Origin of the sequence: Stackebrandtia sp., from assembly GCF_035643755.1 — a bacterium.
In the GTDB taxonomy this organism is placed as follows: Bacteria; Actinomycetota; Actinomycetes; order Mycobacteriales; family Micromonosporaceae; genus Stackebrandtia.
Genome location: NZ_DASQPW010000166.1, coordinates 1 through 23636, shown reverse-complemented (window position 1 = coordinate 23636; position 23636 = coordinate 1). Strand labels below are relative to the sequence as shown.

General features: G+C 68.2%; 24 protein-coding genes and 1 pseudogene. 12 read left to right on the top strand and 13 right to left on the bottom strand.

The window, feature by feature from the left end; all coding sequences use genetic code 11:
* Positions 1-72: 72 nt before the first annotated feature.
* The 5 genes from VE172_RS12520 (at position 73) to VE172_RS12500 (ending at position 5607) form a co-directional block, all read left to right on the top strand.
* Positions 73-1518, top strand: a complete 1446-nt coding sequence (locus tag VE172_RS12520) for an extracellular solute-binding protein (RefSeq protein WP_324801993.1) — start codon at positions 73-75, stop codon at positions 1516-1518.
* 79 nt (positions 1519-1597) lie between these two features.
* Positions 1598-2416 (top strand): carbohydrate ABC transporter permease, encoded by an 819-nt coding sequence (locus VE172_RS12515; RefSeq protein ID WP_349258357.1) that lies wholly within the window; start codon positions 1598-1600, stop codon positions 2414-2416.
* Complete coding sequence (locus VE172_RS12510; RefSeq protein ID WP_324801988.1) at positions 2413-3312, top strand: carbohydrate ABC transporter permease; 900 nt, start codon at positions 2413-2415, stop codon at positions 3310-3312. Before VE172_RS12515 ends, VE172_RS12510 begins: the two co-directional genes overlap by 4 nt.
* Positions 3294-4379, top strand: a complete 1086-nt coding sequence (locus tag VE172_RS12505) for an ABC transporter ATP-binding protein (RefSeq protein ID WP_324801985.1) — start codon at positions 3294-3296, stop codon at positions 4377-4379. Before VE172_RS12510 ends, VE172_RS12505 begins: the two co-directional genes overlap by 19 nt.
* 4 nt (positions 4380-4383) lie before the next feature.
* Entirely contained in the window at positions 4384-5607 is a 1224-nt protein-coding gene (locus VE172_RS12500; protein ID WP_324801980.1) for a CehA/McbA family metallohydrolase, read from the top strand.
* A 46-nt stretch (positions 5608-5653) separates the two neighbouring features.
* On the opposite strand, the gene VE172_RS12495 is transcribed toward VE172_RS12500, so the two are convergent.
* The 9 genes from VE172_RS12495 to VE172_RS12455 all read right to left on the bottom strand — a co-directional run bounded on the left by VE172_RS12495 (position 5654) and on the right by VE172_RS12455 (position 16461).
* On the bottom strand, positions 5654-7183 hold the full coding sequence (locus VE172_RS12495; RefSeq protein ID WP_324801977.1) for an alpha/beta hydrolase: 1530 nt from the start codon (positions 7181-7183) through the stop codon (positions 5654-5656).
* Between the two features lie 107 nt (positions 7184-7290).
* Entirely contained in the window at positions 7291-8817 is a 1527-nt protein-coding gene (locus VE172_RS12490) for an alpha/beta hydrolase (protein ID WP_324801974.1), read from the bottom strand.
* A 218-nt stretch (positions 8818-9035) separates the two neighbouring features.
* Entirely contained in the window at positions 9036-10298 is a 1263-nt protein-coding gene (locus VE172_RS12485; RefSeq protein WP_324801972.1) for a (Fe-S)-binding protein, read from the bottom strand.
* Positions 10298-11734, bottom strand: coding sequence for an FAD-binding oxidoreductase (locus VE172_RS12480; RefSeq protein ID WP_324801969.1), 1437 nt, complete (start codon positions 11732-11734; stop codon positions 10298-10300). Before VE172_RS12480 ends, VE172_RS12485 begins: the two co-directional genes overlap by 1 nt.
* Complete coding sequence (locus VE172_RS12475; RefSeq protein ID WP_324801966.1) at positions 11734-13182, bottom strand: FAD-linked oxidase C-terminal domain-containing protein; 1449 nt, start codon at positions 13180-13182, stop codon at positions 11734-11736. Before VE172_RS12475 ends, VE172_RS12480 begins: the two co-directional genes overlap by 1 nt.
* Before the next feature lie 24 nt (positions 13183-13206).
* On the bottom strand, positions 13207-14799 hold the full coding sequence (gene aceB, locus VE172_RS12470) for a malate synthase A (protein ID WP_324801964.1): 1593 nt from the start codon (positions 14797-14799) through the stop codon (positions 13207-13209).
* Positions 14800-14894: 95 nt separating this feature from the next.
* A complete protein-coding gene (locus VE172_RS12465; RefSeq protein WP_324801961.1) occupies positions 14895-15425 on the bottom strand; it encodes a hypothetical protein in 531 nt (176 codons plus the stop codon).
* Positions 15426-15462: 37 nt separating this feature from the next.
* Complete coding sequence (locus tag VE172_RS12460; protein ID WP_324801959.1) at positions 15463-15858, bottom strand: SgcJ/EcaC family oxidoreductase; 396 nt, start codon at positions 15856-15858, stop codon at positions 15463-15465.
* Positions 15859-15873: 15 nt separating this feature from the next.
* Complete coding sequence (locus VE172_RS12455; RefSeq protein WP_324801957.1) at positions 15874-16461, bottom strand: PadR family transcriptional regulator; 588 nt, start codon at positions 16459-16461, stop codon at positions 15874-15876.
* A gap of 119 nt (positions 16462-16580) precedes the next feature.
* Between VE172_RS12455 and VE172_RS12450 the strand changes: the two genes are divergently transcribed.
* From VE172_RS12450 to VE172_RS12440, 3 genes are all read left to right on the top strand, one after another.
* Positions 16581-17810, top strand: a complete 1230-nt coding sequence (locus VE172_RS12450) for a L,D-transpeptidase (protein WP_324801953.1) — start codon at positions 16581-16583, stop codon at positions 17808-17810.
* Positions 17811-17826: 16 nt separating this feature from the next.
* Entirely contained in the window at positions 17827-18327 is a 501-nt protein-coding gene (locus VE172_RS12445) for a DinB family protein (protein WP_324801951.1), read from the top strand.
* Between the two features lie 80 nt (positions 18328-18407).
* Positions 18408-18971, top strand: a complete 564-nt coding sequence (locus VE172_RS12440) for a dihydrofolate reductase family protein (RefSeq protein WP_324801947.1) — start codon at positions 18408-18410, stop codon at positions 18969-18971.
* Here the strand turns inward: VE172_RS12440 and VE172_RS12435 are convergent.
* Complete coding sequence (locus VE172_RS12435; RefSeq protein ID WP_324801944.1) at positions 18968-19330, bottom strand: VOC family protein; 363 nt, start codon at positions 19328-19330, stop codon at positions 18968-18970. The two genes, VE172_RS12440 and VE172_RS12435, sit on opposite strands and share 4 nt — an antisense overlap.
* Before the next feature lie 142 nt (positions 19331-19472).
* On the opposite strand from VE172_RS12435, the gene VE172_RS12430 reads away from it, so the two are divergent.
* A complete protein-coding gene (locus VE172_RS12430) occupies positions 19473-19817 on the top strand; it encodes a hypothetical protein (protein ID WP_324801941.1) in 345 nt (114 codons plus the stop codon).
* A gap of 174 nt (positions 19818-19991) precedes the next feature.
* On the opposite strand, the gene VE172_RS12425 is transcribed toward VE172_RS12430, so the two are convergent.
* Positions 19992-20225, bottom strand: a complete 234-nt coding sequence (locus VE172_RS12425) for a hypothetical protein (protein ID WP_324801938.1) — start codon at positions 20223-20225, stop codon at positions 19992-19994.
* Positions 20226-20285: 60 nt separating this feature from the next.
* Entirely contained in the window at positions 20286-20711 is a 426-nt protein-coding gene (locus tag VE172_RS12420) for a VOC family protein (RefSeq protein ID WP_324801935.1), read from the bottom strand.
* Positions 20712-20965: 254 nt separating this feature from the next.
* On the opposite strand from VE172_RS12420, the gene VE172_RS12415 reads away from it, so the two are divergent.
* The 3 genes and pseudogenes from VE172_RS12415 (at position 20966) to VE172_RS12405 (ending at position 22810) form a co-directional block, all read left to right on the top strand.
* Positions 20966-22057: a hypothetical protein gene (locus VE172_RS12415; RefSeq protein WP_324801932.1), complete on the top strand. Its 1092-nt coding sequence runs from the start codon at positions 20966-20968 to the stop codon at positions 22055-22057.
* Between the two features lie 31 nt (positions 22058-22088).
* Positions 22089-22268, top strand: a pseudogene (locus VE172_RS12410) (mycothiol transferase); the annotation flags it as partial.
* A 41-nt stretch (positions 22269-22309) separates the two neighbouring features.
* Complete coding sequence (locus tag VE172_RS12405) at positions 22310-22810, top strand: DinB family protein (RefSeq protein ID WP_324801927.1); 501 nt, start codon at positions 22310-22312, stop codon at positions 22808-22810.
* 77 nt (positions 22811-22887) lie between these two features.
* On the opposite strand, the gene VE172_RS12400 is transcribed toward VE172_RS12405, so the two are convergent.
* Entirely contained in the window at positions 22888-23085 is a 198-nt protein-coding gene (locus VE172_RS12400) for a FitA-like ribbon-helix-helix domain-containing protein (protein WP_324801925.1), read from the bottom strand.
* Positions 23086-23636: the final 551 nt, after the last annotated feature.

Below are 23636 nucleotides of genomic sequence, written 5' to 3'. Positions count from 1 at the left end.
CCGTTCAGGCCCCGCGACCCGCCGGAAAGCCCTTGCGTCCGACGGGCGTCATCCTCCACCGATGGAGCCCCCATGAGACACGCGTTTCCACGACCGATGCACCACGTTCTGCGGCGCGGTGGCATCGCCATCGCGTTGGCGGGTCTGGTGGCGGGCTCCGCCACCGGCTGCCTGGGCGGCGATTCCGGCTCCAAGCTCGATCCGACCAAGAACGCCGACGCCAAGAAGTACACCCTCACCCTCACCTCCAACGCCATCGCCGACGGCAAGAACGCCGAGGGCGCCAAGTGGATCGAGGACTGGGTGATTCCGCGTTTCGAAGCGGCGCAGAAGAAGAAGGGCATCACCGCGCACGTCAAGTTCCAGCCCAACGGGGTTGACGACGCGGACTACAAGAGCCGCCTCGGCCTGGACCTAGAGGGCCACAAGGGCGCCGACGTCATGGACGTCGACGGCATCTGGGTCGGCGAGTTCGCCGAGTCGAACTACATCCGTCCCCTGAAGGACGTGGTGGGCGACGACGCGATGAAGAAGTGGAAGGGCTGGGACTCCATCGCCGACAACGTCCAGAAGAACGCGTCCTACCAGGGCAAGCAGTACGGGGTTCCGCAGGGCACCGACGGGCGCGTCATCTACTTCAACAAGAAGGTCTTCGCCAAGGCGGGGCTGTCGAAGGACTGGCAGCCGCGCGGCTGGAAGGACATCCTGGACGCCGCCAAGAAGATCAAGCAGAAGGCGCCGGGCGTCACACCGGTCCAGCTCAACGCGGGCACCGCGATGGGCGAATCGTCCACCATGGAGGGCTTCCTGCCCCTGTTGGCGGGCGCGGGTTCCGAGCTCTACCAGCACGACAAGTGGCAGGGCGACACCAAGGCGATCCGCGACACCGTCGGCATGTATTCCGATATCTACCAGCATGGACTCGGCGACCCGACCCTCCAGAAGGAGGCCAAGGGCCGCGAGAAGGCGCAGCAGAAGTTCGCCGACGGCAAGGTGGGCATCATGTTCGAGGGCGACTACCTGTGGCGCGACGTGATCTCGCCGAAGTCCGAGGTGGCGCCGATGAAGCACCGCGACTCCGACGTCGGCTTCGCGAAGATCCCGGCGATCAAGCCCGCCGCGGGCGTCGGGGGCCAGAACTTCGTGTCGATGTCGGGCGGTGCCGCCCGGGTCATCAACCCCAACACCAAGTACCCGCAGCAGGCCTGGGAGCTCATGCAGTTCATGTCCTCGGCCGCGGCGGTCAAGGCCAGGGTGGGCGACCAGCCGAGCATCACCGAACGCGTGGACGTCAACAAGGAGCTGCTGAAGAACGACCCGATGCTGTCCTTCGTGTCCAACGAGGTCATCCCGATCACCCGATTCCGTCCCCCGCAGTCGAAGTACCTGGAGGTCTCCACGGCCATCCAGGAGGCGACCTACGCCATCGCCGACGGCAAGTCGGAGAAGGAAGCGGTCAAGGCGTACCAGGACAAACTGAAGGACATCGTCGGTGCCAAACACGTCGCGTCCGACTAAATCCAAGGCGCCCAGCCCCGCGACCACCGATGTCGTGGGGCTGGGGCGCACCCGGGCCGTGGCATTCGTGGCGCCCGCGATGCTGCTGATCGGCGTCTTCCTGCTGTTTCCGGCGCTGTGGACGCTGTACATCGGGGCCACCGACTTCACCCGCACCGGGGCCACCCACGTCCATCCATCCTTTGTGGGCATCGAGAACTTCCTGTCGGTGCTCACCGACCCGTCGTTCTACAACTCGATCTGGATCACCCTGATCTTCGTGGGCTTCTCGGCGGTGCTCGGGCAGAACGGCCTGGGCTTCACCCTGGCCTGGTCGCTGCGCAACGTGGCCGGTTGGGTGCGCCGCACCGTGGAGACCCTGGTGCTGCTGGCCTGGATCCTTCCCAGCACCGTGGTGGCCTTCCTGTGGGTGGCCATGCTGGATCGCGACGCGGGCACGGTCAACGCCATCCTCAACACCCCCGGGCTGGCCTGGCTGGTGGACTACCCGATGGTGTCCATCGTGGTGTTCAACATCTGGCGCGGCACCGCGTTTTCGATGATGCTGTACGGCGCGGCGCTGTCGTCGGTGCCGCCGTCGCATCTGGAGACGGCGAGGCTGGCGGGATCCTCCGGCGGCCAGACGCTGCGCGACGTGGTGTTTCCCCACATCCGCGGCCACGTCCTCACCAACACCCTGTTGATCACACTGTGGACATTCAACGACTTCACGCCGTTCCTGCTCACCGCGGGGGGACCGGGCGACAAGTCTGAGGTGGCCGCCGTCTACCTGTACAACACCGCGATCCGCGACGGCAAGCTCGGCTACAGTGGAGCGATCTCGCTGGTGATCCTCCTGATCAACATCGCGCTCGCCCTGGTGTACCTGCGGATGCTGCGTCGGAGGAACGCCTCATGAACGCCCCCAAGGCCCTCGACCACGACGAGAGCCGCGCCGTGGCCAAGCGGGTGGCCGCGCGCATCGGCTTCTACGCCGCGACCTGCCTGCTGGCGGTGTTCTTCGCGCTGCCGCTGCTGTGGCTGATCACCGCGCCGTTCTCCGCCGCGCCGCGCTTCTCGGTGTCCATTCCGGACTTCACCCTGAAGAACTTCTCTGTGGTGTTCTCCAACCGCTACGCGATGCCGTCCCTGATGAACTCGGTGATCCTGGCCGTGGGCACCGCCGCGTTCGTGGTGGTCGGCGCCGCCCTGGCGTCCTACGCCCTGTCGCGGGTGCGGATTCCCGGGCGCGACGTGCTGCTGTACGTCCTGCTGCTGTTGTCCAGTGTGGTCACCGGTACCGCCGCCATGGTGCCGCTGTTCCTGCTGGTGTCCGAGGTCGGCGAGAAGATCAGCCCCGCGCTGGGCCTGGATTCGCGCTTCGCCGTGATGCTCGTGATGTCCGGCGGCCTGCTGCCGGCGGCCATCTTCATGCTGAAGGACTTCGTCGACACCATCCCGAAGTCCTATGAGGAGTCGGCCCGGGTGTTCGGGGCGTCGCCGCTGCGGGCGCTGAAGGACATCGTGGCCCCCCTGATCGCCCCGGGCCTGGCCACCATCTCGGTGTGGACGGTGGTCAACGTGTGGGGCAACTTCCTGGTGCCGTTCATCCTGTTGCGCGACCCCGGAAAGCAGCCCGGCGCCGTGCTGATGCACACCATGTACACCGACGCGGGCCAGCCCAACCTGGCGCTGCTGGCCACCTTCTCGCTGCTGTACTCGCTGCCGGTGGTGGCCATGTACCTGTTCGTCTCGCGCCGCTACGGTTTCCGCTTCCACGGAGGAATCAAGAGCTTATGCCCGACATCGCCCTGACCTACCTGGCCAAGGTCTACCCCAACGGCGTGCGAGCCGTCGACTCGATCGACCTGGACATCGAGGAGGGTGAATTCTTTGCGCTACTGGGGCCGTCCGGCTGCGGCAAGACCACGCTGCTGCGCACCATCGCGGGCCTCGAGGAGGCCACCGAGGGAGAGATCCACATCGGCGACCGCCGGGTGACGAAGCTGACGCCCGGCCAGCGGGACGTGGCCATGGTCTTCCAGGACTACGCGATCTTCCCGCACATGACGGTGGAGGAGAACATCGCCTATCCCTTGAAGATCAAGGGAATGCCGCGCTCCGAGCGCCGCGCCAAGGCCGCCGACGTCGCGGCGCAGCTGGAGCTGGCGCAGCTGCTGGAGCGCAAGCCCGCGGCCCTGTCGGGCGGGCAGCAGCAGCGGGTGGCGCTGGCGCGCGCCATGGCCTGCCACCCGTCGGTGTTCCTGTTCGACGAGCCGCTGTCGAATCTGGACGCCCGGCTTCGCCTGGAGGCGCGGACATTCCTGAAGCGGCTGCAACGCGAGCTGGCGGTCACCACGGTGTTCGTCACGCACGACCAGGCCGAGGCCCTGGCGCTGGCCGATCGGATCGCGGTGATGGACGCGGGGAGGATCCGACAGCTGGGCACGCCGCGCGAGGTGTTCAACCGCCCCGCCAACACCTTCGTGGCCAACTTCATCGGTTCGACGCCGATGAACCTGATCGACGCCGCCGTCGACGACGGGCGGCTCGCCCTGCCCGGCGGGAAACTCCCGATACCGTCCGATGTGGCCGCCGGCGTGTCCGACGGCGCCAAGGTGACGGTGGGGGTGCGGCCCGAATACGTCCGCCTGCACACCGAGGCGATCGAGGCGCCCGCGCTGCGCGGCACCGTGTCGATCCTGGAGCACCTGGGCACCACCACCCTGGTGGCGTGCGAGTGTGACGGCACCATGATCGGCGCGACCGTTCCCGCCGACGACGAGCCGCGGCCGGGCGACGAGGTGTGGCTGGAGCCCCGCGAGGGTCGGCTGTTGGTGTACGGCGACGACGGCGAGCTGATCGCCGCGAGTGGGGGTTGACGCCATGTCCGTCATCGTTCACCGTGGCCGCTTCACGCCCGACGACCGCGCCGAGCGCTTCTATCGGTACCTGCCGTTCGACGTGCCCGCCCGCGCCGCCGGGATTCGGGTGAGCCTGGAGTACCCCCGCGACGCGGGGGTGATCGACCTGGGTTGCGTTGGGCCGGAAGGTTTCCGGGGCTGGTCGGGCGGAGCCCGCGACGGGTTCGTGATCTCCGCCGGTGCCTCCACCCCGGGGTACCGCGACGGGGAGCTGGAGGCGGGCGAGTGGAGCGCCCTTTTGGGGCTGCACCGCGTGCCCCACCCGATTCCGTACGTGGTGCGCGCCGAGGCCCTCGCCTCGGCACCCGAGATCGAGACTCTCGCGACCGCCGCGGTGGTGTCGCGGCCGCCGCTCCGCGACCTGCCCGCGCCTTGCGGGATGCGTTGGGTGGCGGGGGATCTGCACTGCCATTCGGTTCACTCCGACGGGGTGAACAGCCCCGAACAGCTGGCCGCGATGGCGGTGGCCTCGGGCCTGGACTTCCTGGCGATCACCGACCACAACACCGACACCCACCACCGCGACCTGCCCGCCATCGGCGCCAGGCACGGCATCACCCTGGTGCCCGGCCAGGAGATCACCACGGCGCGGGGGCACGCCAACGCCTTCGGCGACATCGGCTGGATCGACTTCCGCCGCCCCGCCGCCCGCTGGCAGTCCGACGTGGATGAACGCGGCGGGCTGTTGTCGCTCAACCACCCCATCGCCGACGACTGCGGCTGGACGCATCCGCTGCCCCGGCCTCCGGCGCTCGCCGAGGTGTGGCACTGCTCCTGGCGCGACCACACCCACACCGGCCCGCTCGCCTGGTGGCGGGCGCGCGGCACCGAGGTGGTCGCGGTCGGCGGCTCGGACTTCCACCGCCCCGGGGACGACGCCCCGCTGGGGCAGCCCACCACCTGGGTGTGCGTCCCCGAGGCCGACACGGGCGTGGAGTCGATTCTGGACGGTCTGCGGTCGGGTCGGGTCGCGGTGAGCGCCAACCCGCGCGGCCCCGTGTTGTTGCGAGTGGATGGCGAGCTGGTGGCCGTCGACGCCGACGGCTGCCTCCTGGCCGACCTGGCGGGCGGCCGCCGCATGGTGCGCGGCGACCTGGCCCGCTTCCCCGCCGAGGCGGGGCCGTTCCTGTTGGAGGACGGAAACCGCACGGTGATGTCGCTGTCAAACGACGGGTCCACCCCGTGAAACGGGTGGGCCGAGGACGGACGCGCCGTCCTCGGCCCACCGGTGCTCAGCCGATCGCCCAGGGACCCGCGGCGCCGGAGCCCGCCGCCGACGCCTTGGCCGAATCCGAGGTCGGGAACTGGGTGTTTTCACACGTCAGTCCGTCGGCCGGGACCTTCAGGTCGATGAGGTAGGCGTCGACGGCGTCGTTGACGCACTTGCTGGGACCGCCATCGCCGTAGGCGGTGTGGTCGTAGCCCTCGTAGGTGATGAGGTGCGAGCCGCTTTGCTTGGCGGCGTTGGCGCTCCACGGGTAGGCGGTGGCCGGGTCGTGGATGTTGCCGACCATCACCAGCGGCGGCGCGTTCTTGACCGTCAGCGGCCCCTGCGGGTTGGTGGTCTTGCCCGGGTAACCGATGCACGTGGACGCGTTGTCGTCGTAGGGCGACCATTCCACGTTCGGGAAGTTCTTCCGCAGCTTGTCGACCAGGCCCTTCCAGGCCGTGTAGTCCTTCACCGGGTACTTCCAGTCGTGGCAGAACGCCGACTGGAACACGTCGTTTTCGGGGTCTGCCTTCTTGGCGGCCTTGGCCAGCGAGCGGTGCACCGTCGCCTTGCCGCCGTTGAACGCCTTGTACGTGTCGGCCAGGTCCGGCCAGTTCGGAGGGTCGGTGACGCCGAACGTCATCCCGGCCAGGTCGTAGAAGCCGATCTTGTCGCCGCTTTCGGGGTCGGTCAGCGTGCCCTTCTTGGCCTTGGCCTTCAGGTCGCCGTAGATCTTCTTGACGTCCTGGCCGTGCAGCGAGCACTTGGCGTCCTTGTCGCACCAGTCGGAGAACTCGTTGAAGGTCTTCTCCACCGGCGCGGCCTCGTCACGCATGAACTGCCACATCGTGGTCAGGCTGTGGTCCATGTTGCCGTCATTGACCATCGCCCGGATGTGCTTGGGGTAGGCCGCGGCGTACTGCTGGCCCATCAGCGTGCCGTACGAATACCCCAGCCAGTTGAGCTTCTTCTCCCCCAACGCTTTGCGGACGGCCTCGATGTCCTCGACCGTCTGGAGGTTGCCGGAGTAGTCGTTGACGACCCCCGAGCGCTTCTCGCAGTCCTTGTAGACGGCCTTGTTGGCGGCCTTCAGCTTGTCGAACTTCGCCTGGCTGGTGGGGTGGCCGAGGCCGGCGGCCTTGCCGACCAGGTTCTCGTCGCACTTCACCTGGGTGCTCGTGTTGACGCCCCGCGGGTCGAAACCGATGATGTCGAACCGCTTGTTCACCTTCGAGGTGAACGGCGAGCCGCCCTCCACGAACTCGACGCCGGAGCCGCCCGGGCCGCCGGGGTCCATCATGACCGAGCCGATCCGGTGATCGGGGTCGGTGGCCTTGCGTTTGGCGATGCCGATCTTGATGGTCGGTCCGCCGGGCGCGTTCCAGTCCACCGGGACGGTGATCTTCGCGCACTGCACCTTCTTGTTCTCGGCGCAGGGTTTCCACTTGATGCTGGACGTGTCGGCCTGGGCCGTCGCCGTCATCACCGTGATCGCCCCCACGGCCAGCGCACCGGCCATGACGGCCGGCAGATATCGCCGCCGAAATCTCATTCACTTGCTCCTATGCAAAAGGGGTGGGCAAGGCTGTCACTGCTATAGACGCATTGGTACCGGGCGGACGGTTGTCCTACCCGGTGACCAATTGCGTCGCGTCGTGTTCAGCCCGCCATGAAGGGCCCGCCGGAATCGGGGCCCGCGTGGTCGGCCTTGCCGGAGGCCGAGGTCGGGAACTGGGTGTTCTTACAGGTCAGCCCCTCGGCGGGGACCTTCAGGTCGATCAGGTACGCGTCGACGGCGTCGTTGACGCACGTGCTGGGGCGGCCGTTTCCGTAAACGGTGTGGTCGTAGCCCTCGTAGGTGATGAGGTGCGAGCCGGTCTGCTTGGCGGCGTTGACGCTCCACGGGTACGCGGTCGCGGGATCGTGGATGTTGCCGATCATCACCAGCGGCGGGGCGCCCTTTACCTCGAGCGGTCCCTGCGGGTTGTGGGTCTTGACGGCGTAGCCGACGCACTGGGCGGCGGTGTCGTCGTACGGCGACCACTCGATGTTCGGGTTCTCCTTGGCCACCCGGGACTCCAGCGACTTGTACGCCTTGTAGTCCTTGACCGGCAGCTTCCAGTCGCCGCAGAACGCGGACTGGAACACGTTGTTGATCACCTTGTCGGCGCGGTCGCCGAGGCTGCGGTTCACCTTGCCCTTACCGGCGTCCAGCGACTGGTAGGTCTTGGCGAGATCGCTCCAGCCGCTGGGATCGATGACCCCGCCGAATGTCACTCCGGCCAGATCGTGGAAGCCGATCTTGTCGCCGCTTTCGGGGTCGGTCAGCGTGCCCTTCCTGGCCTTGTCCTTCAGGCTCGCGTACACCTTCTTGACGTCCTGGTCGTGCAGCGCGCACTTGGACTCCTTGGCGCACCAGTCGGACATTTCCACAAAGGTCTTCTCGACGGGCGCGGCCTCGGTCTTGAGGAAGTCCCAGGCGTTGTCGATGCTGTGGTCCATGTTGCCGTCAAGCACCATGGCGCGGATGTGCTTGGGGTAGGCGGCGGCGTACTGCTGGCCCATGAGCGTGCCGTAGGAGTAGCCCAGCCAGTTGAGTTTCTTCTCCCCCAAGGCTTTGCGGACGGCCTCGATGTCCTCGACGGTCTGGAGGTTGTCGGCGTGGTCGTTGATCGCGCCCGAGCGCTTCCCGCAGTCCTTGTAGACGGCCCTGTTGGCGGCCTTCAGCGCGTCGAAGCTCTTCTGGTCGGTGGGGTGCAGCAGCGCCGCGGCCTTGTTGGACAGCTTCTCGTCGCATTTCACCTGGGTGCTGGTGTTGACGCCGCGCGGGTCGAAGCCGATGATGTCGAATCGCTTGTTCACCTTGTCCGTGAACGGGGATTCGCCCTTGACCATGTCCACGCCGGAGCCGCCCGGGCCTCCGGGGTCCGCCACGATCGATCCGATCCGGTGGTCGGGGTCGGTGGCGTCGCGCTTGGCGATGCCGATCTTGATCTTCTCGCCGTCCGGTTTGGACCAGTCGACCGGGACCGTGATCTTCGCGCACTGGACGTTTTTGACGTCGCCACAGGGTTTCCACTTGATGCTTGACGTATCGGCCTGAGCCGTCGCCGTCACCACGGTGATCGCCCCCAAGGCGAGCGCGCCGGCCGCTATGGCCGGAAGGTAGCGCCGCCGAAAGTTCATTCAGGTGCTCCTTGAGTGAGGGATGGGGTGGCGCGACGGTGGCCAGGGTCCGAGAAATACCTCGTATGCACCGACGCGGTATCCGGAACATTGCCACAGCGGCGGGGCACCGGCAATGGCGCGCGGCAAATCCGGGTCGAAAGTTTCATCGACGTCTGGCGATGTCCAACCCAAAGTTGAGTGACAGCCTCATACCCAGGGACGAGGTGACGGCGCGGTCACGCGGTGAAGCGCGCGTCGGGGGTGCCGTTGATGGCGGCGTCCAGGACCTCGGCGATGTGGGCCACGGGCTTGGGTTGTCCCGCGCGCTCCAGGGCGGTGGCGATCTGCATGGTGCAGCCCGGGTTGGCGGCCACCACGAGGCCCGCCCCGGTGCCGAGGACGTTGGCGGCCTTGTCGTCGCCGAGCTGGCGGGCGGTGTCGGGGCGCATCAGGTTGTACACCCCCGCCGATCCACAACAGACCTCGCCGTCGGCGATCTCGCTGAGCGTGACGCCGGGGATGGATTCCAGCAGGCGGCGGGGCGGGGTGCGCACCCCCTGGGCGTGGGCCAGGTGGCAGGCGTCGTGGTAGGCGATGTCGAGGTCGAGCCTGCGGCGCTCGGCGACGGGCCCCAGCTCGTCGAGGAACTCCGTCAGGTCGCGCACCCGCGAGGCCATGGCCGCGGCGCGGTCGGCCCACAGCGGGTCGTCGCGCAGCAGATCGGCGTATTCCTTCATGGACGATCCGCAGCCGGCGACGTTGACGATCACGGTCTCCACGGCGTGGCGTTCGAAGACCTCGATGGTGCGGCGCGCCAGGCGGGCCGCCTGGATGTCGCGTCCGCTGTGGAGGGACAGGGCGCCGCAGCAGATCGGCTCGGACGGGACCACCACCTCGCAGCCCTCGGCGGCCAGCACGCGGGCGGTGGCGGCGTTGACCTCGCCGAAGAACTCCCGCTGCACGCACCCGGGCAGCATGCCGACCACGGCGCGGCGTTCCCCTTGGGGCCGTATGTGTCGGGGCAGTCGCGCGCGGGGGCCGAGCCGCGGCGCGAGGGTCACCATGGTGGACAGTCCGGGAACCCGTCTGGCCACGGCGTCCAGCCGCAGCGTCTGGGCGAGCCGCAGCAGGACCCGGGCGGCGCGCAGCCTGCGGGGGTAGGGGAACAGGCGGAAGATCATCGCCCGCTTCAGGCGCTCGGTCCAGCGGCGCTTGTACGTGTCCTCCATTTCGGAGCGTTTGGCGGTGATCAGCTTGTCGTAGCGCACCCCCGAGGGGCAGGCGGTCACGCACGCCATGCAGCCCAGGCAACGGTCGATGTGGGTGGCGGTGGAGTCCAGCAGGGGCTCGCCCTCCAGGCCGAACTTGATGAGCTGGATGCGCCCGCGCGGGGAGTCCATCTCCTGCCCCCACACCCGGTACGTCGGGCACGTGGGCAGGCAGAACCCGCAGTGCACGCACGCGTCCGCCAGTGTGGACAGTTCGTCGGAATCGACCATCACGCCTCCTCGCCCATGCGCCCGGGACTCAGCAGCTCGTCGGGGTCGAACTGCCGTTTGATGCTCGCCGCCAGGGCCCTGGCCCCGGGATCGCTTGGCCCCCAAACGTCCACGGCCCGCCGCACCTCGGCGGGGGCGTGGCGCACGGTGACGTATCCGCCAGGGGTAACGGCGCCACCGCCCGCCGCGGCACCCCGCCCGCGTGCTCGCGCGTTGCCACCCGACGCTAGGAAGCCTTGGTCGGCGGCGGTGTGGCGCCCGGTGATGTATCCGCTGCTGCCTCCACTGCCGCCGCCGCTGCCGTCGGCGCCGAACGGTCGTTCCCGCCGATCGGCCGCCGCGTCGGGGCGCGAGCGGCGAGCACCCCCGCTCTCGCCCGAGGCAGGGGACTCCCGTCGCGGCGCCAGGCTCTGGCGCAGGTCCGCCAGGAACGCCGCCACGGTTTCGACGGCGGTGTCGCGGGGCAGGGCGCAGTAGAGGATTCCGGTGCCCGCGCTGCCGCGCACGCCGCTGGGCACCTCGTGCTTTTCGGCCAGCGCGCTGGCGGTGTGGCACAGGCGCGCCACCTCGGCGGGCGGCAGCGCGACGCGCAGCAGGGTGTCGGCGGGGCCCAGCGGCATGCGGTTGAACCATTCGGGCGCGGCGTCGGCGACCTCGCCATCGGACAGGGTCGCGGCGGCCTCGGCGCGGGACCGCACTCCCGCCGCACTGCCCTCGAACATGGCCGCGACCGACGCGGTTCCGTTGTGGTGCTCGACATCCACGGCGACGGGCGCCAGTTGGCTGTCGAGGATGTCGGCGGCGCGGCGGCAGGCGGTCTCGGGGTCGGCGGCGTCGAGGACGACGAATGCCGTGGCCTCGGGCAGCGGGTGCACGCGAAACGTCGCCTGGGTGAGAATGCCGAGGGTGCCGTACGCCCCTGTCGACAGCTTGCCCAGGTCGTAGCCCGCGACGTTCTTGACGACACGCCCGCCCGCGTGCGCGATCTCGCCGTCGGCGCGCACCATCTCGATGCCCAGCAACAGGTCGCGGGCCGCCCCGTACCCCCAGCGGCGGGCACCGTCGCAGGCGGTCGACAGCAGGCCGCCGACCGTGCCGAACCCAGCGGGCGCGCCGTCGTCATATCCACACACGTCGATCGCGAGTTGTTGACCGTGCTCGGCCAGCACGTCAACGAGGTCGCGGATCGACACCCCCGCCGAGGCGGTCACGATCATGTCGTCGGGGACGTGGTCGAGGGTGTCGTTGACGCCGTTGACATCCAGCACCAGGGCGGCGCCGCGCGGGGGCGATCCCCAGTGGAGTTTGGTGCCGAGGCCGCGGGGCACCACGGCCTGGTGCTCGGCGGCGGCGTGGCGCATCGCCTCGGCGACCTCGCCCACCGTCGCGGCACGTTCCACACGCGACGGTATTCCGTCCTCCGTCTCGTGGCTCATCAAAACAGCTCCGCCCGTCCCGACGCCACCTCGGGGTGGACGCCGCGCCGCTTGCCCGGCGCCTCCCCGCACAGGCGTGGGGTGGGGAACACCTTGCCGGGGTTGCAGATCCCGCGCGGGTCGAAGGCGCAGCGCAGCAGCTGCATGGTGTCGAGGTCGGTCTCGGAGAACATCTTCGGCATGTAGCGGGACTTGTCGACGCCGACGCCGTGCTCACCGGTGATGGAGCCGCCGTTGGCCAGGCACTCGTCCAATATGGCTCCCGAGACCTCTTCGGCGCGTTGGGTTTCGCCCTCCACGGCGCTGTCGTACAGCACCAGGGGGTGCAGGTTGCCGTCCCCGGCGTGGAACACGTTGGCGACCCGAATCCCGCTGTCGCGCGACAGCCGCTGGATGCCGCGCAGCACCTGGGGAAGCGCCGAACGCGGCACGACTCCATCCTGGACGATGTAGTCGGGCGACAGCACGCCGACCGCGGCGAAGGCGGACTTGCGGCCCTTCCAGATCGCGGCGCGCTGCGCGGCGTCGGCGGCGGCGCGGATCTCGAAGGCGCCCGCGTCGCGCGCCAACCCCTCCACGGCGGCCCGCTGGGCATCCACCTCGGCGTCGGGCCCGTCGACCTCGACGATGAGCACGGCGCCCGCGCCCGCCGGATAGCCGCAGGCCACGGCGCCTTCGGCCGCCGCGATGGACATCGCGTCCATGATCTCCATGGCCGCGGGCAGCACGCCGCCCGCGATCACGGACGACACGCACTCGCCCGCCGCGTCCACAGTGTCGAACGCCGCCAGCAGCGTGACCACCTTGGACGGAACCCGCAGCAGCCGCACGGTCACCTTCGTGGCGATGCCCAGCGTCCCTTCGGATCCGACGAACGCCCCGATCAGGTCGTAGCCCGGCGCGCGGGCGTCCAGGTGCGCGATGTCGCCCCGCGGCGTCACGATCTCCAGCCCCAGCACGTGGTTGACGGTGAAACCGTACTTCAGGCAGTGCGCGCCGCCGGAGTTCTCCGCGACGTTGCCGCCGATGGAACAGATCTGCTGGCTGGAGGGGTCGGGCGCGTAGTAGAAGCCCGCGCCGCTGGCGGCGCGGGTGACGGCCAGGTTCACCACGCCGGGCTCCACCGTGGCCTCGCGGTTGTCGACGTCGACCGACAGCACCCGCCGCATCCGCGAGGTGACGATCAGGACGCCGTCGGTGCGCGGCAGCGCCCCGCCCGACAGCCCGGTGCCCGATCCCCTTGCCACGAAAGGGATCCCCTCGGCGTCGCACAGTCTCACCACGGCGGCGACCTGCTCGGTGTCGTGCGGCAGCACCGCCAGCCCGGGCACGGCGGCGTGCGAGGTCAGGCCGTCGCAGGCGTAGGTGCGCAGCTCCTGCTCATCGGTGATCACCGCGTCGGCGTCGAGCACGCGGCGCAGCGCCTTGGCGAGTCGGCTCACGTCCATGCGGAACCTCCATACCGTTGGGGCTCAGGGCATCTGTTCGTAGGCGGGCACCGTGAGAAACTCGGCGTAGTCATCGTCGCAGGCGACCCGCCGCAGCAGGTCGGCGGCACGCACCAGGCGCTTGGGGTCGGCGCCGGTGCCGTCCTCCACGACGGCCTTGACCTCGGCGACCAGGATCTCGTCCACCAAAGCCTGGTCCACGACGGTCCCGTCGTCCAATGTGACGTCATTGTGGATCCACTGCCAGATCTGGGAGCGGGCGATCTCGGCGGTGGCGGCGTCCTCCATCAGGTTGAAGATCGCCACGGCTCCGCCGCCGCCCAGCCAGCTCTCCAGGTACCGCAGGCCCACGGAGACGTTGTTGCGCAGGCCTTCCCGCGTGATCGGGCCCGCGGTGATGGTCAGCAGGTCGGCGGCGGTCACGTCGACGTCGTCGCGCAGCCGCCCGAGCTGGTTCGGCGCCTCGCCGAGCACCGCGTCGAAGACCTCGCGGCACACGCCGACCAGGTCGGGGTGGGCCACCCAGGAGCCGTCGAAGCCGTCGCCCGACTCGCGGGTCTTGTCGGCGCGCACCTTCTCCAGGGCGGCGGCGTTGATGGCGGGGTCGCGGCGGCTGGGTATGAACGCGGCCATCCCGCCGATGGCGTGCGCGCCGCGTTTGTGGCACGTGGACACCAGGAGGTCGGTGTAGGCGCGCATGAACGGCGCGGTCATGGCGACCGCGTTGCGTTCGGGCAGCAGGAAGTCGCGCCCGCGGTCGCGGAACTTCTTGATGATGCTGAACAGGTAGTCCCAGCGGCCCGCGTTGAGGCCCGCGCTGTGTTCGCGCAGCTCGTAGAGGATCTCCTCCATCTCGAAGGCGGCGGGGATGGTCTCGATGAGGACGGTGGCGCGGATGGTGCCGCGCGGCAGGTCCAGGTGGTCCTCGGCGAGGTCGAACGCGTCGTTCCACAGCCGCGCCTCGAGGTGGCTTTCCATCTTGGGCAGGTAGAAGTACGGCCCCGCGCCGCGCGCCAGCTGGCGGCGGGCGCAGTTGACGAAGTACAGCCCGAAGTCGAACAGGGCGCCCGATATCCGCTCGCCGTCGACGGTGAGGTGCTTTTCGTCCAGGTGCCAGCCGCGGGGGCGCACCACAATGGTCGCCAGGTCCTCACCGAGGGCGTATTCCTTGCCCGAGACGGGATCGGTGAAGTCGATGCGGCGGTCCAGGGCGTCGGCCAGGTTGAGCTGCCCCTCCACCATGTTTTCCCACAGTGGAGTGTTGGCGTCCTCGAAGTCCGCCAGCCACACCTTGGCGCCCGAGTTGAGGGCGTTGATGGTCATCTTGCGGTCGGTGGGCCCGGTGATCTCCACCCGCCGATCCAGCAGCCCGGGCGCGGGCTCGGCGACCCTCCAGGTGGTGTCGGCGCGCACCGCCGCGGTGGAGGCGAGGAAGTCGAGGTTCTCCCCGGCCGACAGCCTCAGCTGCCGCTGCCCCCGCGCGTCCAGCAGCTCGCGGCGCCGGGCGTCGAAGCGGCGGTGCAGCAGGGCCAGGAACTCCAGCGCCTCGGGCGTGAGCACCTCGTCGTAGCGGTCGAGGATGGGCCCCGCGAGGTCGACGTCGGCTGGCAGCTCCATGGGCATCCTCCACTGGCGACTCGATCAGCGAGTGATCATTGGCGGACTCAGCTTATTGGTCACGCCACGGTCGGTCAATGGGCGTGTCCCTCTGGCTACATGGCCACCAACAGCACCGCCACGACGGCCACCAGCGCGACCACCACGCCGATCACCGCGATCACCAGCGCGGCCTTCGCCGAGCCCGGCCAGGTGACCGACCAGCCCAGCTGTTTGGCCGGTTCGGTGATCAGGCGCCGCCCCTCCTCCGAGGAGAAGCGGTACTCGGTGGTGGCGCCGTCGCCGCCGAGCGTCTTGTAGGACGACACCTCGATCACCCGCCCGCTCTGCACGCTGATGTTGGCGCCCAGCACCGGTATCGGCTTGCCGTCGACCCCCGTCGACCACTCCACGGTGCGCACCTGGTCGCTGATGGACAGCTGCTTGTTCGCCTCGTCGACGCTCACCCGGTGCGTGAACACCTGCGTGACGCGGCGCTGATACAGCAGGTACTGCCACTGGGGTTGCTTGATGTCGACGGAGAGGTCGAAGCCGTCTTCGGTGCGGGTGAGCGCGTACGGGGTGTTGGCGCAGGCCGCTTCGACCCGCGCGTACAGCTCGGCCGCGGCCGCGTAGTTCGGATACATGACGTCCCTTCGCGAGGCTGGAGAACGTCACCACATCCTAGGCGCCGGGGTTCGACACCCTGGTGTTCTGGAATGACGCGAATTTCCAGCCGTCCGCGCCGCGCACCGCGGTGAGGGAGATGACGGAGCCGCGGTCGGCGTCGGGGACGTCGGCTCCCGTCGTCGACAACCCGCCCTTGGCCACCAGGAACGCCACGTCGTCGGACAGCATGCGCACCTTCGGCGACCCGTGTCTCGGCATCCGGGAGCCCTTGAGCGGACCCGCGAACAGCATGCGGTGGGATTCGGCGATGGCCTCGCGGCCCTCCATGTGCATGCCGAAGAAGGTGACGTAGTCGGCGTCTTCGGTGAACAGCTGACCGTAGGCGGTGCCGTCGCCGGCGTTCCAGGCGTCGGCCAGGGCGTCCAGCAGTGGTGCGACCTCGTGAGACATGGGTGTTCCTTTCTCTCAGGGAAATTCGGGGAGCGAACCGGTCCAGGTGATCTGGCCGGCGTCGATGTCGGCGATGAGGGCGCGCACCCACGCCAGTTCGGCGTCGGCGCGGCTGCGTTCGTAGTCGAGTTCCAGCAGCAGGACGCGAGGCAGGCCCGTCTCGGTGAGGCCCGCGATGGTCTGCTCGGCCGAGCGGGTCTGGCCCTCGAGGACGGCAGCGCGGGTGCGCAGCGCCCGCGACACGTCGGTCTCCGACAGGCACCCGAACAGCGACAGCGACGCCACGAACGGCTCGGTGTCGCGCCCGGGCGTCTCCAGGAGTTGGCGCAGCTGGGTGGCCAGGAAGGCGCGTCCGTCCTCGGTGATCTCGTAGACCGTCCGTTCGGGACGGTTGCCCTCGCGGGTGGTCTCCACGGGCGCCACCAGGCCGTCGCCGGCGAGGCGGTTCATCGCGTGGTACAGGCTGCGCGGCAGCCCGGTGACGAAGTCCTTGTGAGTGTCGACAATGAACCGATGCAGGTCCCAGGCGTGCCGCGGCCCCTGCGTGAGCAGGGCCAGCGCCGTCAGCTCGACCAGGCTCGGTCCCTTGCGTCGTCCCACCATTGTCGCTCTCCCTTCTTAATGCATTTTGCACTATAGCAAGTTTCATTAATCCCGTCCATCGCCCCCCTTCTTGCCCCGAATCACCGCCAGTTCACCTCCGTATGGGTACCGTGACCTGCATGGGGAGCGGGAAATTCAAGCGGGGATACGTATCGGTGTTGGTGGGTGTGACCGCGCTGGCGCTGGTGTCGGCGTGCGCCGAGGCCAAGGTGGTCAAGCCCACCAAGGAGGACCTCAAGTCGGCGGCGGACCTGACCGTGACGCCACGCGCCGACGACACGAAGGTGCCCGTGGCGTCCGAGGTCAACATCAATCTGCACAACGGAACCCTGATCAAGGCGTCACTGGCCACAAAGGACGGAAAGCCCGTGGCGGGCGCGCTGCGCGAGGACGGCACCAGCTGGGTTCCCGCCAAGCGCCTGGCGTACCACTCGACGTACACCGCCAGGGTCACCGCCGTCGACGACTACCACCGCACGGTGACGAAGACGTCCACGTTCACCACGATGGGCAAGCCGTCCCACCGCGTCCCCGCCACCCTGGCCAACACCGATCGCGCCACGTTCGGCAAGGCCATGCCCGTGGTGCTGGACTTCCCGTTGGAGTTCAGCGTCTCCAAGACCCAACGCGCCAATGTGGAGAAGCGGCTGTTCGTCACGAGCGAGCCCAGCCAGCCCGGGGTGTGGCACTGGTTCAACGGCTCGCACCTGGAATACCGTCCGCGGCACTACTGGAAACCCGGCACCAAGGTGTCGGTGCGGCTCGGTCTGGGCGGCCTGCCGCTGGGCCACCATTCCTATGGCGCCCAGGACATCCGCTCCACCTTCACCGTCGACAAGACCGACCGCGAGCTGACCGTCAGCGACCACAGGAAGCGGATGCTGGCGTACAAGAACGGCAAGGTGGTCCGCAAGATCCCCGTCAGCCTCGGCAAGCCCGGCCACGAGAGCTACACGGGAACCATGGTGATCATGAGCCGCGCGCCGTCGACGGTCTTCGACACCACCCACGAGCCCGGCTGCGGCGGCCACCAGGGTGGCGACAACTGCTACAAGGTGACGGTGCAGTACGCCGAGCGCCTCACCTGGGGCGGCCAGTTCATCCACTCGGCGCCGTGGTCGGTGTGGGCGCAGGGCAACACCGACACCTCGCACGGCTGCGTCAACGTCTCGCCGTCGAATGCCAAGTGGGTCTACGACTTCGTGGACGTCGGCACGCCCGTCGTCGTCAAGGGCACGGGCGTGAAACTGCCCTACATGGACGGCTACACCTCGTTCAACCTGAGCTGGAAGAAGTTCGTGGCGGGCAGCGCGCTGCCCGTTCCCGCCTCGCTGGCGGGGACGAACTGATCGCTAGCCTGTGGGCATGAGCGAGCCCCGCGGCGACGTCCGTCCACCGTCCATCATCGGCGACGAGAAGGCCACCCTGTTGGCGTTCCTGCGTTACCTGCGCGAGTCGGTGATCGCCAAACTGGACGGTCTCACCGAGGAGCAGGCCCGCACCCCCGGCGTGGAGTCGGGCACGAGTCTGTTGTGGATCGTCAAGCACCTGCCGCTGGGCGAGCTGAACTGGATCGAGTGGGCCTACCGCGGCACCGCCGACGAGCCGTGGGACTCGTTTCCGCCCGTCACCGACGCCGACACCGTCTGCGGCGTGGTCGCCCGCTACCGCGACGTCTCCCGGCGCATCGACCAGATCATCGCCGACTGCACCGATCTCGATGCCCCCGGCCGCCGCGTCGCCAACGAGGGCGAGCCGCCGCCCACGATGCGCTGGATCCTCGTCCACACCATCGAAGACACCGCGCGCCACGCGGGACAGGCCGACATCCTGCGCGAACGGATCGACGGAAAAGTGGGGCGCTGAGCGATGAGTTTCGGCCCCCGCGTCGGTCTATACCCGTGACACCGATTTTGGAGGCCATCATGGGCAAGGTTTATTCACACATGACGATGTCGCTGGACGGTTTCATCGCCGACCCCGACGACGGGATCGAGGAGCTGTTCGGCTGGTACGGCGCGGGCGACGTCAGCGTCCCCACCGCCAACTCCGACATCGCGTTCCACCTGGACGCCGACAGCGCCGACATGTTGAGCGGCATCGTGTCGACCTCGGGCGCCCTGGTGTCCGGGCGCCACCTCTTCGACATCACCGACGGCTGGGGCGACAACCACCCGATCGGCGCCCCCGTGGTCGTGGTGACGCACCGCGGCGTCGACAACCCCGAGCGCTGGCCGAACACCAGCTTCGCCCCCGACGTGGAGTCGGGAATCGCCGCCGCGCGGAAGATCGCGGGCGACAAGGGCGTGTGCGTCGCCAGCCCCTCGATCGCCGCCCAGGCCCTGGATCTGGGCCTGCTGGACGAGATCCACGTCAGCCTGGTTCCCGTGCTGCTGGGCAGGGGAATCCCGTACTTCGCCAACCTCACCGACGCCCCCCACCGCCTCGGCGACCCCGAGATCGTGGCGGGCAAGCGCGCCACCCACCTGAAGTACACGGTGCGGCGCTAGGACGCGTCGTAGTACTGGACCAGGCAGAACTCGTTCGCCTCGGGGTCGGCCATCACCACCACCACGCCCTCGGCGTAGTCGTGACGCTCATCGAGCGAGCGACCGCCGAGGGCGATCACCGTCCGCACGCCCTCGTCGATGTCGTCCACAGTGACGTCAAGGTGAATGCGGGCCTTGCCGCTCTTGGGTTCGGGGACGGGCTGGAAGTTGATCCTCGGCACCGTGTCGTCGTCGGCGCCGACCTGGCTCCAGCCAGGCAGCGTCGGCGCCTCCTCGCGCCCGAGGAGCTCGCCCCAGAAGGTCGCCAGCCGTTGGGGGTCGGCACAGTCGACGGTGATTCCAGAAAGTACGGTGCGCATGATTCACCCTAGGACGCGTGCGGTTGCGAAGCTCCTCGCACTGGTGGGCGGCGGATTAGCGGAGGTGGAAGCGGGGTGACACCGGTCCCTCCGCTAGGGTGCCGTCTCACACATTTCCATGTATTAGGTAAATGAAAGCGCCATGGCGAAAAGACGTTCGCCCGCCCAACAAAAGCTCAGCGCGATCATGGCCCTGGTCATCGGCCTGCTCATCCTCGGCTACGGCATCTACTCGGTGACCTCCAACGACGTCGACTGCGGCGGCCAGACCATGAACGCGGGAGACGAGTGCGTCTCGAGCCAGGCGGGCAGCTCGACGACCAGGAGCATGAGCGAGCAGAACGCCGACAACCACAGGATGGGCTGGTTCGGCATGGTCATCGGCCTGGGGATCGCGAGCTACGGCGGGTGGAGCATCTACCGCGCCTTCGGCACCCGCCACGAGCAGCAGGTCCCCGTGCAGCCTGGCCCCACGCCCTCGGCGTGACGCAATCCTCGGTGCCGCAACGCATCTGAGTCCACGCCCGAGGGCGATCGCATCATCGACGTCGGTTGGGGCGGGTGCGGTCGGCTCATCCCGCCCTCCTGCCCCACCATGAGAGAGAAGCTACATAGTGTGTGGATCAAGAACCCGCGGAGACGTTGAGGCGATACGCGGGACCTACTGTCGGACCTGCACCTCGGTGACCCGTCCCCTCTCGAACATGACGAAGGTGCTGCTTCCCGTCTTCGGCACATTCACATAGAGCCAGGCCTCCGAACGACCGAGCACCCCACCGAAGCTCACCACACTGGAATAACTTCTCAGGAACTGCCTGGTGGTGATCTTGTCCGTAGGCTTTCCCAACAGACGCTTGACCTCTCGGCGAGTCATCCCCCGCGACACTTCAGCCATGCCAACGCACAGTACGCAGTGGCCCACGGGACCTGTCCCGCCACGACCAGCCCCAAGTCCCTAGTCAGCGTCCGTCGCCGCGTACAGGCAGAAGGGGTGGCCCGCGGGGTCCAGCATCACCCTCACGTCGTCCTGCGGCTGGAACTCGGCCGCTCGGGCGCCCATCGCGACGGCGTCGGCCACGGCGGCGTCCAGATCGGACACCTCGAAGTCGAGGTGCATCATCATCTGCTGCCTCCCCTCGGCGGCAGGCCACGTCGGGGCGGCGAAGTCGGGATCGCGCTGGGTCTGAAACGCCAGGTACGCCACCCCCTCGGGCGGCCCCAGGGTCACGAAGTCGTCCTCGTCGGCCCGCAGTTCCCAGCCCGTGATCCGCTCGTAGAACTCGGCCAGTCGGCGGGCGTCGGGCGCGTCGAGCACCACGCCCCACCAGTCGTGCCGCGACCAGCGATCGGCCTTCGGGTCACCAGGTATCCGTCCACGCATCTGGCCATTGTGCCCGCGGCGACGGGCTAGGGCGTGTCGTGTGGATCATGGCGGCCAGATCATGATGGCGGCGATGGTGAGGCTGGAGGACACGCCCTAGTCCACCCGCTTCTTGCGCTAGGGCGTGTGCGGGTGGTGCCCAAACGCGCCACGCCGGGGAGGAACTGTCCGCATCCCCGGCGCATCCCATGGAGATGGAAACGGAATCATGGCCCCCCGCCGAGGTCCGCCGAAAGCCGCGCCTTCGGTGGTGGGTGACCGGAGCGATCGCGCTGGTTGTGGTGGTAACGGCGACCGTGGTGGTCGTCATGGTCAACCGCCACTCCGGCGGCCCGCCGAGCGGCAAGTTCGCCACCCCAATACAGTCCACATTCGAACCCCGGGGCGCCTGTGACCCGGATTCCTATCGCCTCGACACCTTTGACGCGCCCATGAGTGTCACCGGCGTCAGCCCCAACGGCGAATACATTGTCGGGGTGCTCGCCAGCACCAGCGGCCTCCAAAACGGGTTCGTGCTGTGGCACAACGGCAAGACCACCACCGTCAAGAACCCCGCCCCCGACACCGAGGTCAACGCTCCCCAGGTGAACGACTCGGGAGTGGTGGTGGGCTCGGGCGACAGCGCGACGCGCGACACCCCCTGGCGGTACGTCGACGGCAAGGTCGAAATGCTCAAACTGCCCGACGACCTACCGAAGGGCTCGCTGGGAACCGATGCCGTATACATCGCCAACGACGGCACGATCGCCGGATTCTCCAGCCGTTACACCGGCGAGGAGTCCATGGCTTCGACGCCGTACCTCTGGGCCCCCGGCACCACGACCGCGAAAAGACTGCAGCTCCCCAAGGGCGGTCCCGATGCCGATGTCACGGGCATTTCCACCGACGGCACCATCCTCGGCACCGTGTACGACAGTGACACGCTGACCGGCCCATGGATCTGGAGTTCGGACGGCACCGGCAGAAGGGTGCTCGCCGACAAGTCGAGCGGTGCGACGGGCGATGCCATCGCCGGCGACTGGGTGCTGATCACCACCCACGGCGGCGAACGGTACGACCGGGTGAACTACCGCGACGGCCACGAATATGAGGCACTCGACATCTCCGATGCCGTCAACGCCACGCCGTACGGGTTCATCGACAACCACGGAGTGCTCTTCGGTCTGTCCACCGCGGGCGACTTCAGCGTCCTCGGCACCCACCCGCACCGCCTGCCCGGAGTCCCCGACGCTCCGCGAAACCCCGACGAAGGAATCAACGAGATGGGCGCCGTCTCCCAAGACGGCAAGGTCGTCGTGGGCACCGAATGGCAGCATTCCCAGCTGGCCGTATGGACCTGCCGCTAAGTCGTGTGTGAGGTTGGTCCAGCCAGGCGTCGACGCGGTGGTCGAGGACTGCGGGGATCTGGACTCCCCTGGTGTGCGAACGATTCGCGGCAGCAAGTCAACGGCCCCGAGCATGCGCTGGGTGCTGGTTCACCTCATCGAGGAGCTCGCTCGGCACGCGGGCCACGCCGACATCCTGCGCGAACAGATCGACGGCGCCGTGGGCCGCTAAAAGTCGTCCCGCGTCCCCGACGACGCGGGTTAACCTGTCGCATGGCCGATACCCGAACCGACGCCAACCCGCCCTACATCAACAGCGACGAAAAAACCACCATGTTGACGTACCTGCGCTACCTGCGCGGGTCCATGCTCTCCAAGCTGGACGGGCTCACCGAGGAACAGGCCCGCACCCCTGGCGTCGAGTCGGGGACGAATCTGTTGTGGCTCCTCAAACACGTCAACGCCGTCGAGATCAATTGGGTGATCTGGTTCTACAAGGGCGACGAGTATCCCGAGTGGGAACGCCTCGAACCCTTGAACGACAACGACACCATCGCCAGTCTGTCCGCAATGTACCGAGCGACCTGGGATCGAGTCGACGCGGTCATCGAGGCATGCGAGGACCTGGACGCCCTGAGCGTCCGCTCGATCGAAGGGTCGATACCCACGTCGAGCATGCGCTGGATCCTGTTCCACCTCATCGAGGAGACGGCTCGCCACGCGGGCCACGCCGACATCATCCGCGAGCGCCTCGACGGAGCGGTGGGGCGCTGACGGCAGGCGCCCGCCGTCGCGTGACGGCTGTTTGGTGATGCCTCGACGGGGCATTGTCGTGCGGTGTTGTCCGACAGTTAGTGGTTAGTGTCCCTTGAGTACCCGCCACCCATTGCTGCCAGGTTCTCCAACAGGCGGGCGTTGTCGTGGCGTTGCGAGTCTTCTTCCAACAGATGCTTGATGTAAGTCTGCATCGATTGACCGCGTTCCCGCGCCGAGGCGGCCAGGTTGTCTCTGACCTTTTCGGAGACGTCTCTGATGTGGATGTTGACCATGAATGCGTTTTACTCGTACTCGAGGTGTCGATGGTTGCCGCCCCGTCGTGGTCAGCCATCACCATCAGCTCTGTCACCGCGCTGCCGACATTCGTGAACATGTCGCTGCTTGCCCGGCTGCGTTGGGCCAGGGGCTTGGTCTGCCGTCCCGACGGGGTTGACCATGTCGGGACGGCAGACCCTCGTGAACCTGTCGTTCGTTAAGTGGCTGCGCGAGGGGGAGTTGCGTCTGCCGTCGCGTTATCTCCCCCAGCGTCGTCGTTTAGCGCGATGCGAGATGGCTGTCGGGTTCCTCTTGGCTTCCTTGAGACGACGGCGTTTCGTGGACATGGCCTTGTATTTCGCGCTCAGGTCTCCTGCCCACCCCAGTGTGTGTCTGTAGTGGTCGGTGAGTGGTGTGCAGGGCCAGGGTTGCCCGCACTCCCCACACCTCGGTAGCACCCACAACAGGGGGAACAAACCGAGTGCGATGACGGCCCTGAGTCGCCTTTTGGGCAGGTGTCGTTTCGGGATGTCGAATCGCTTGCCGACTTCGCGTGCCCTGTCGGCCA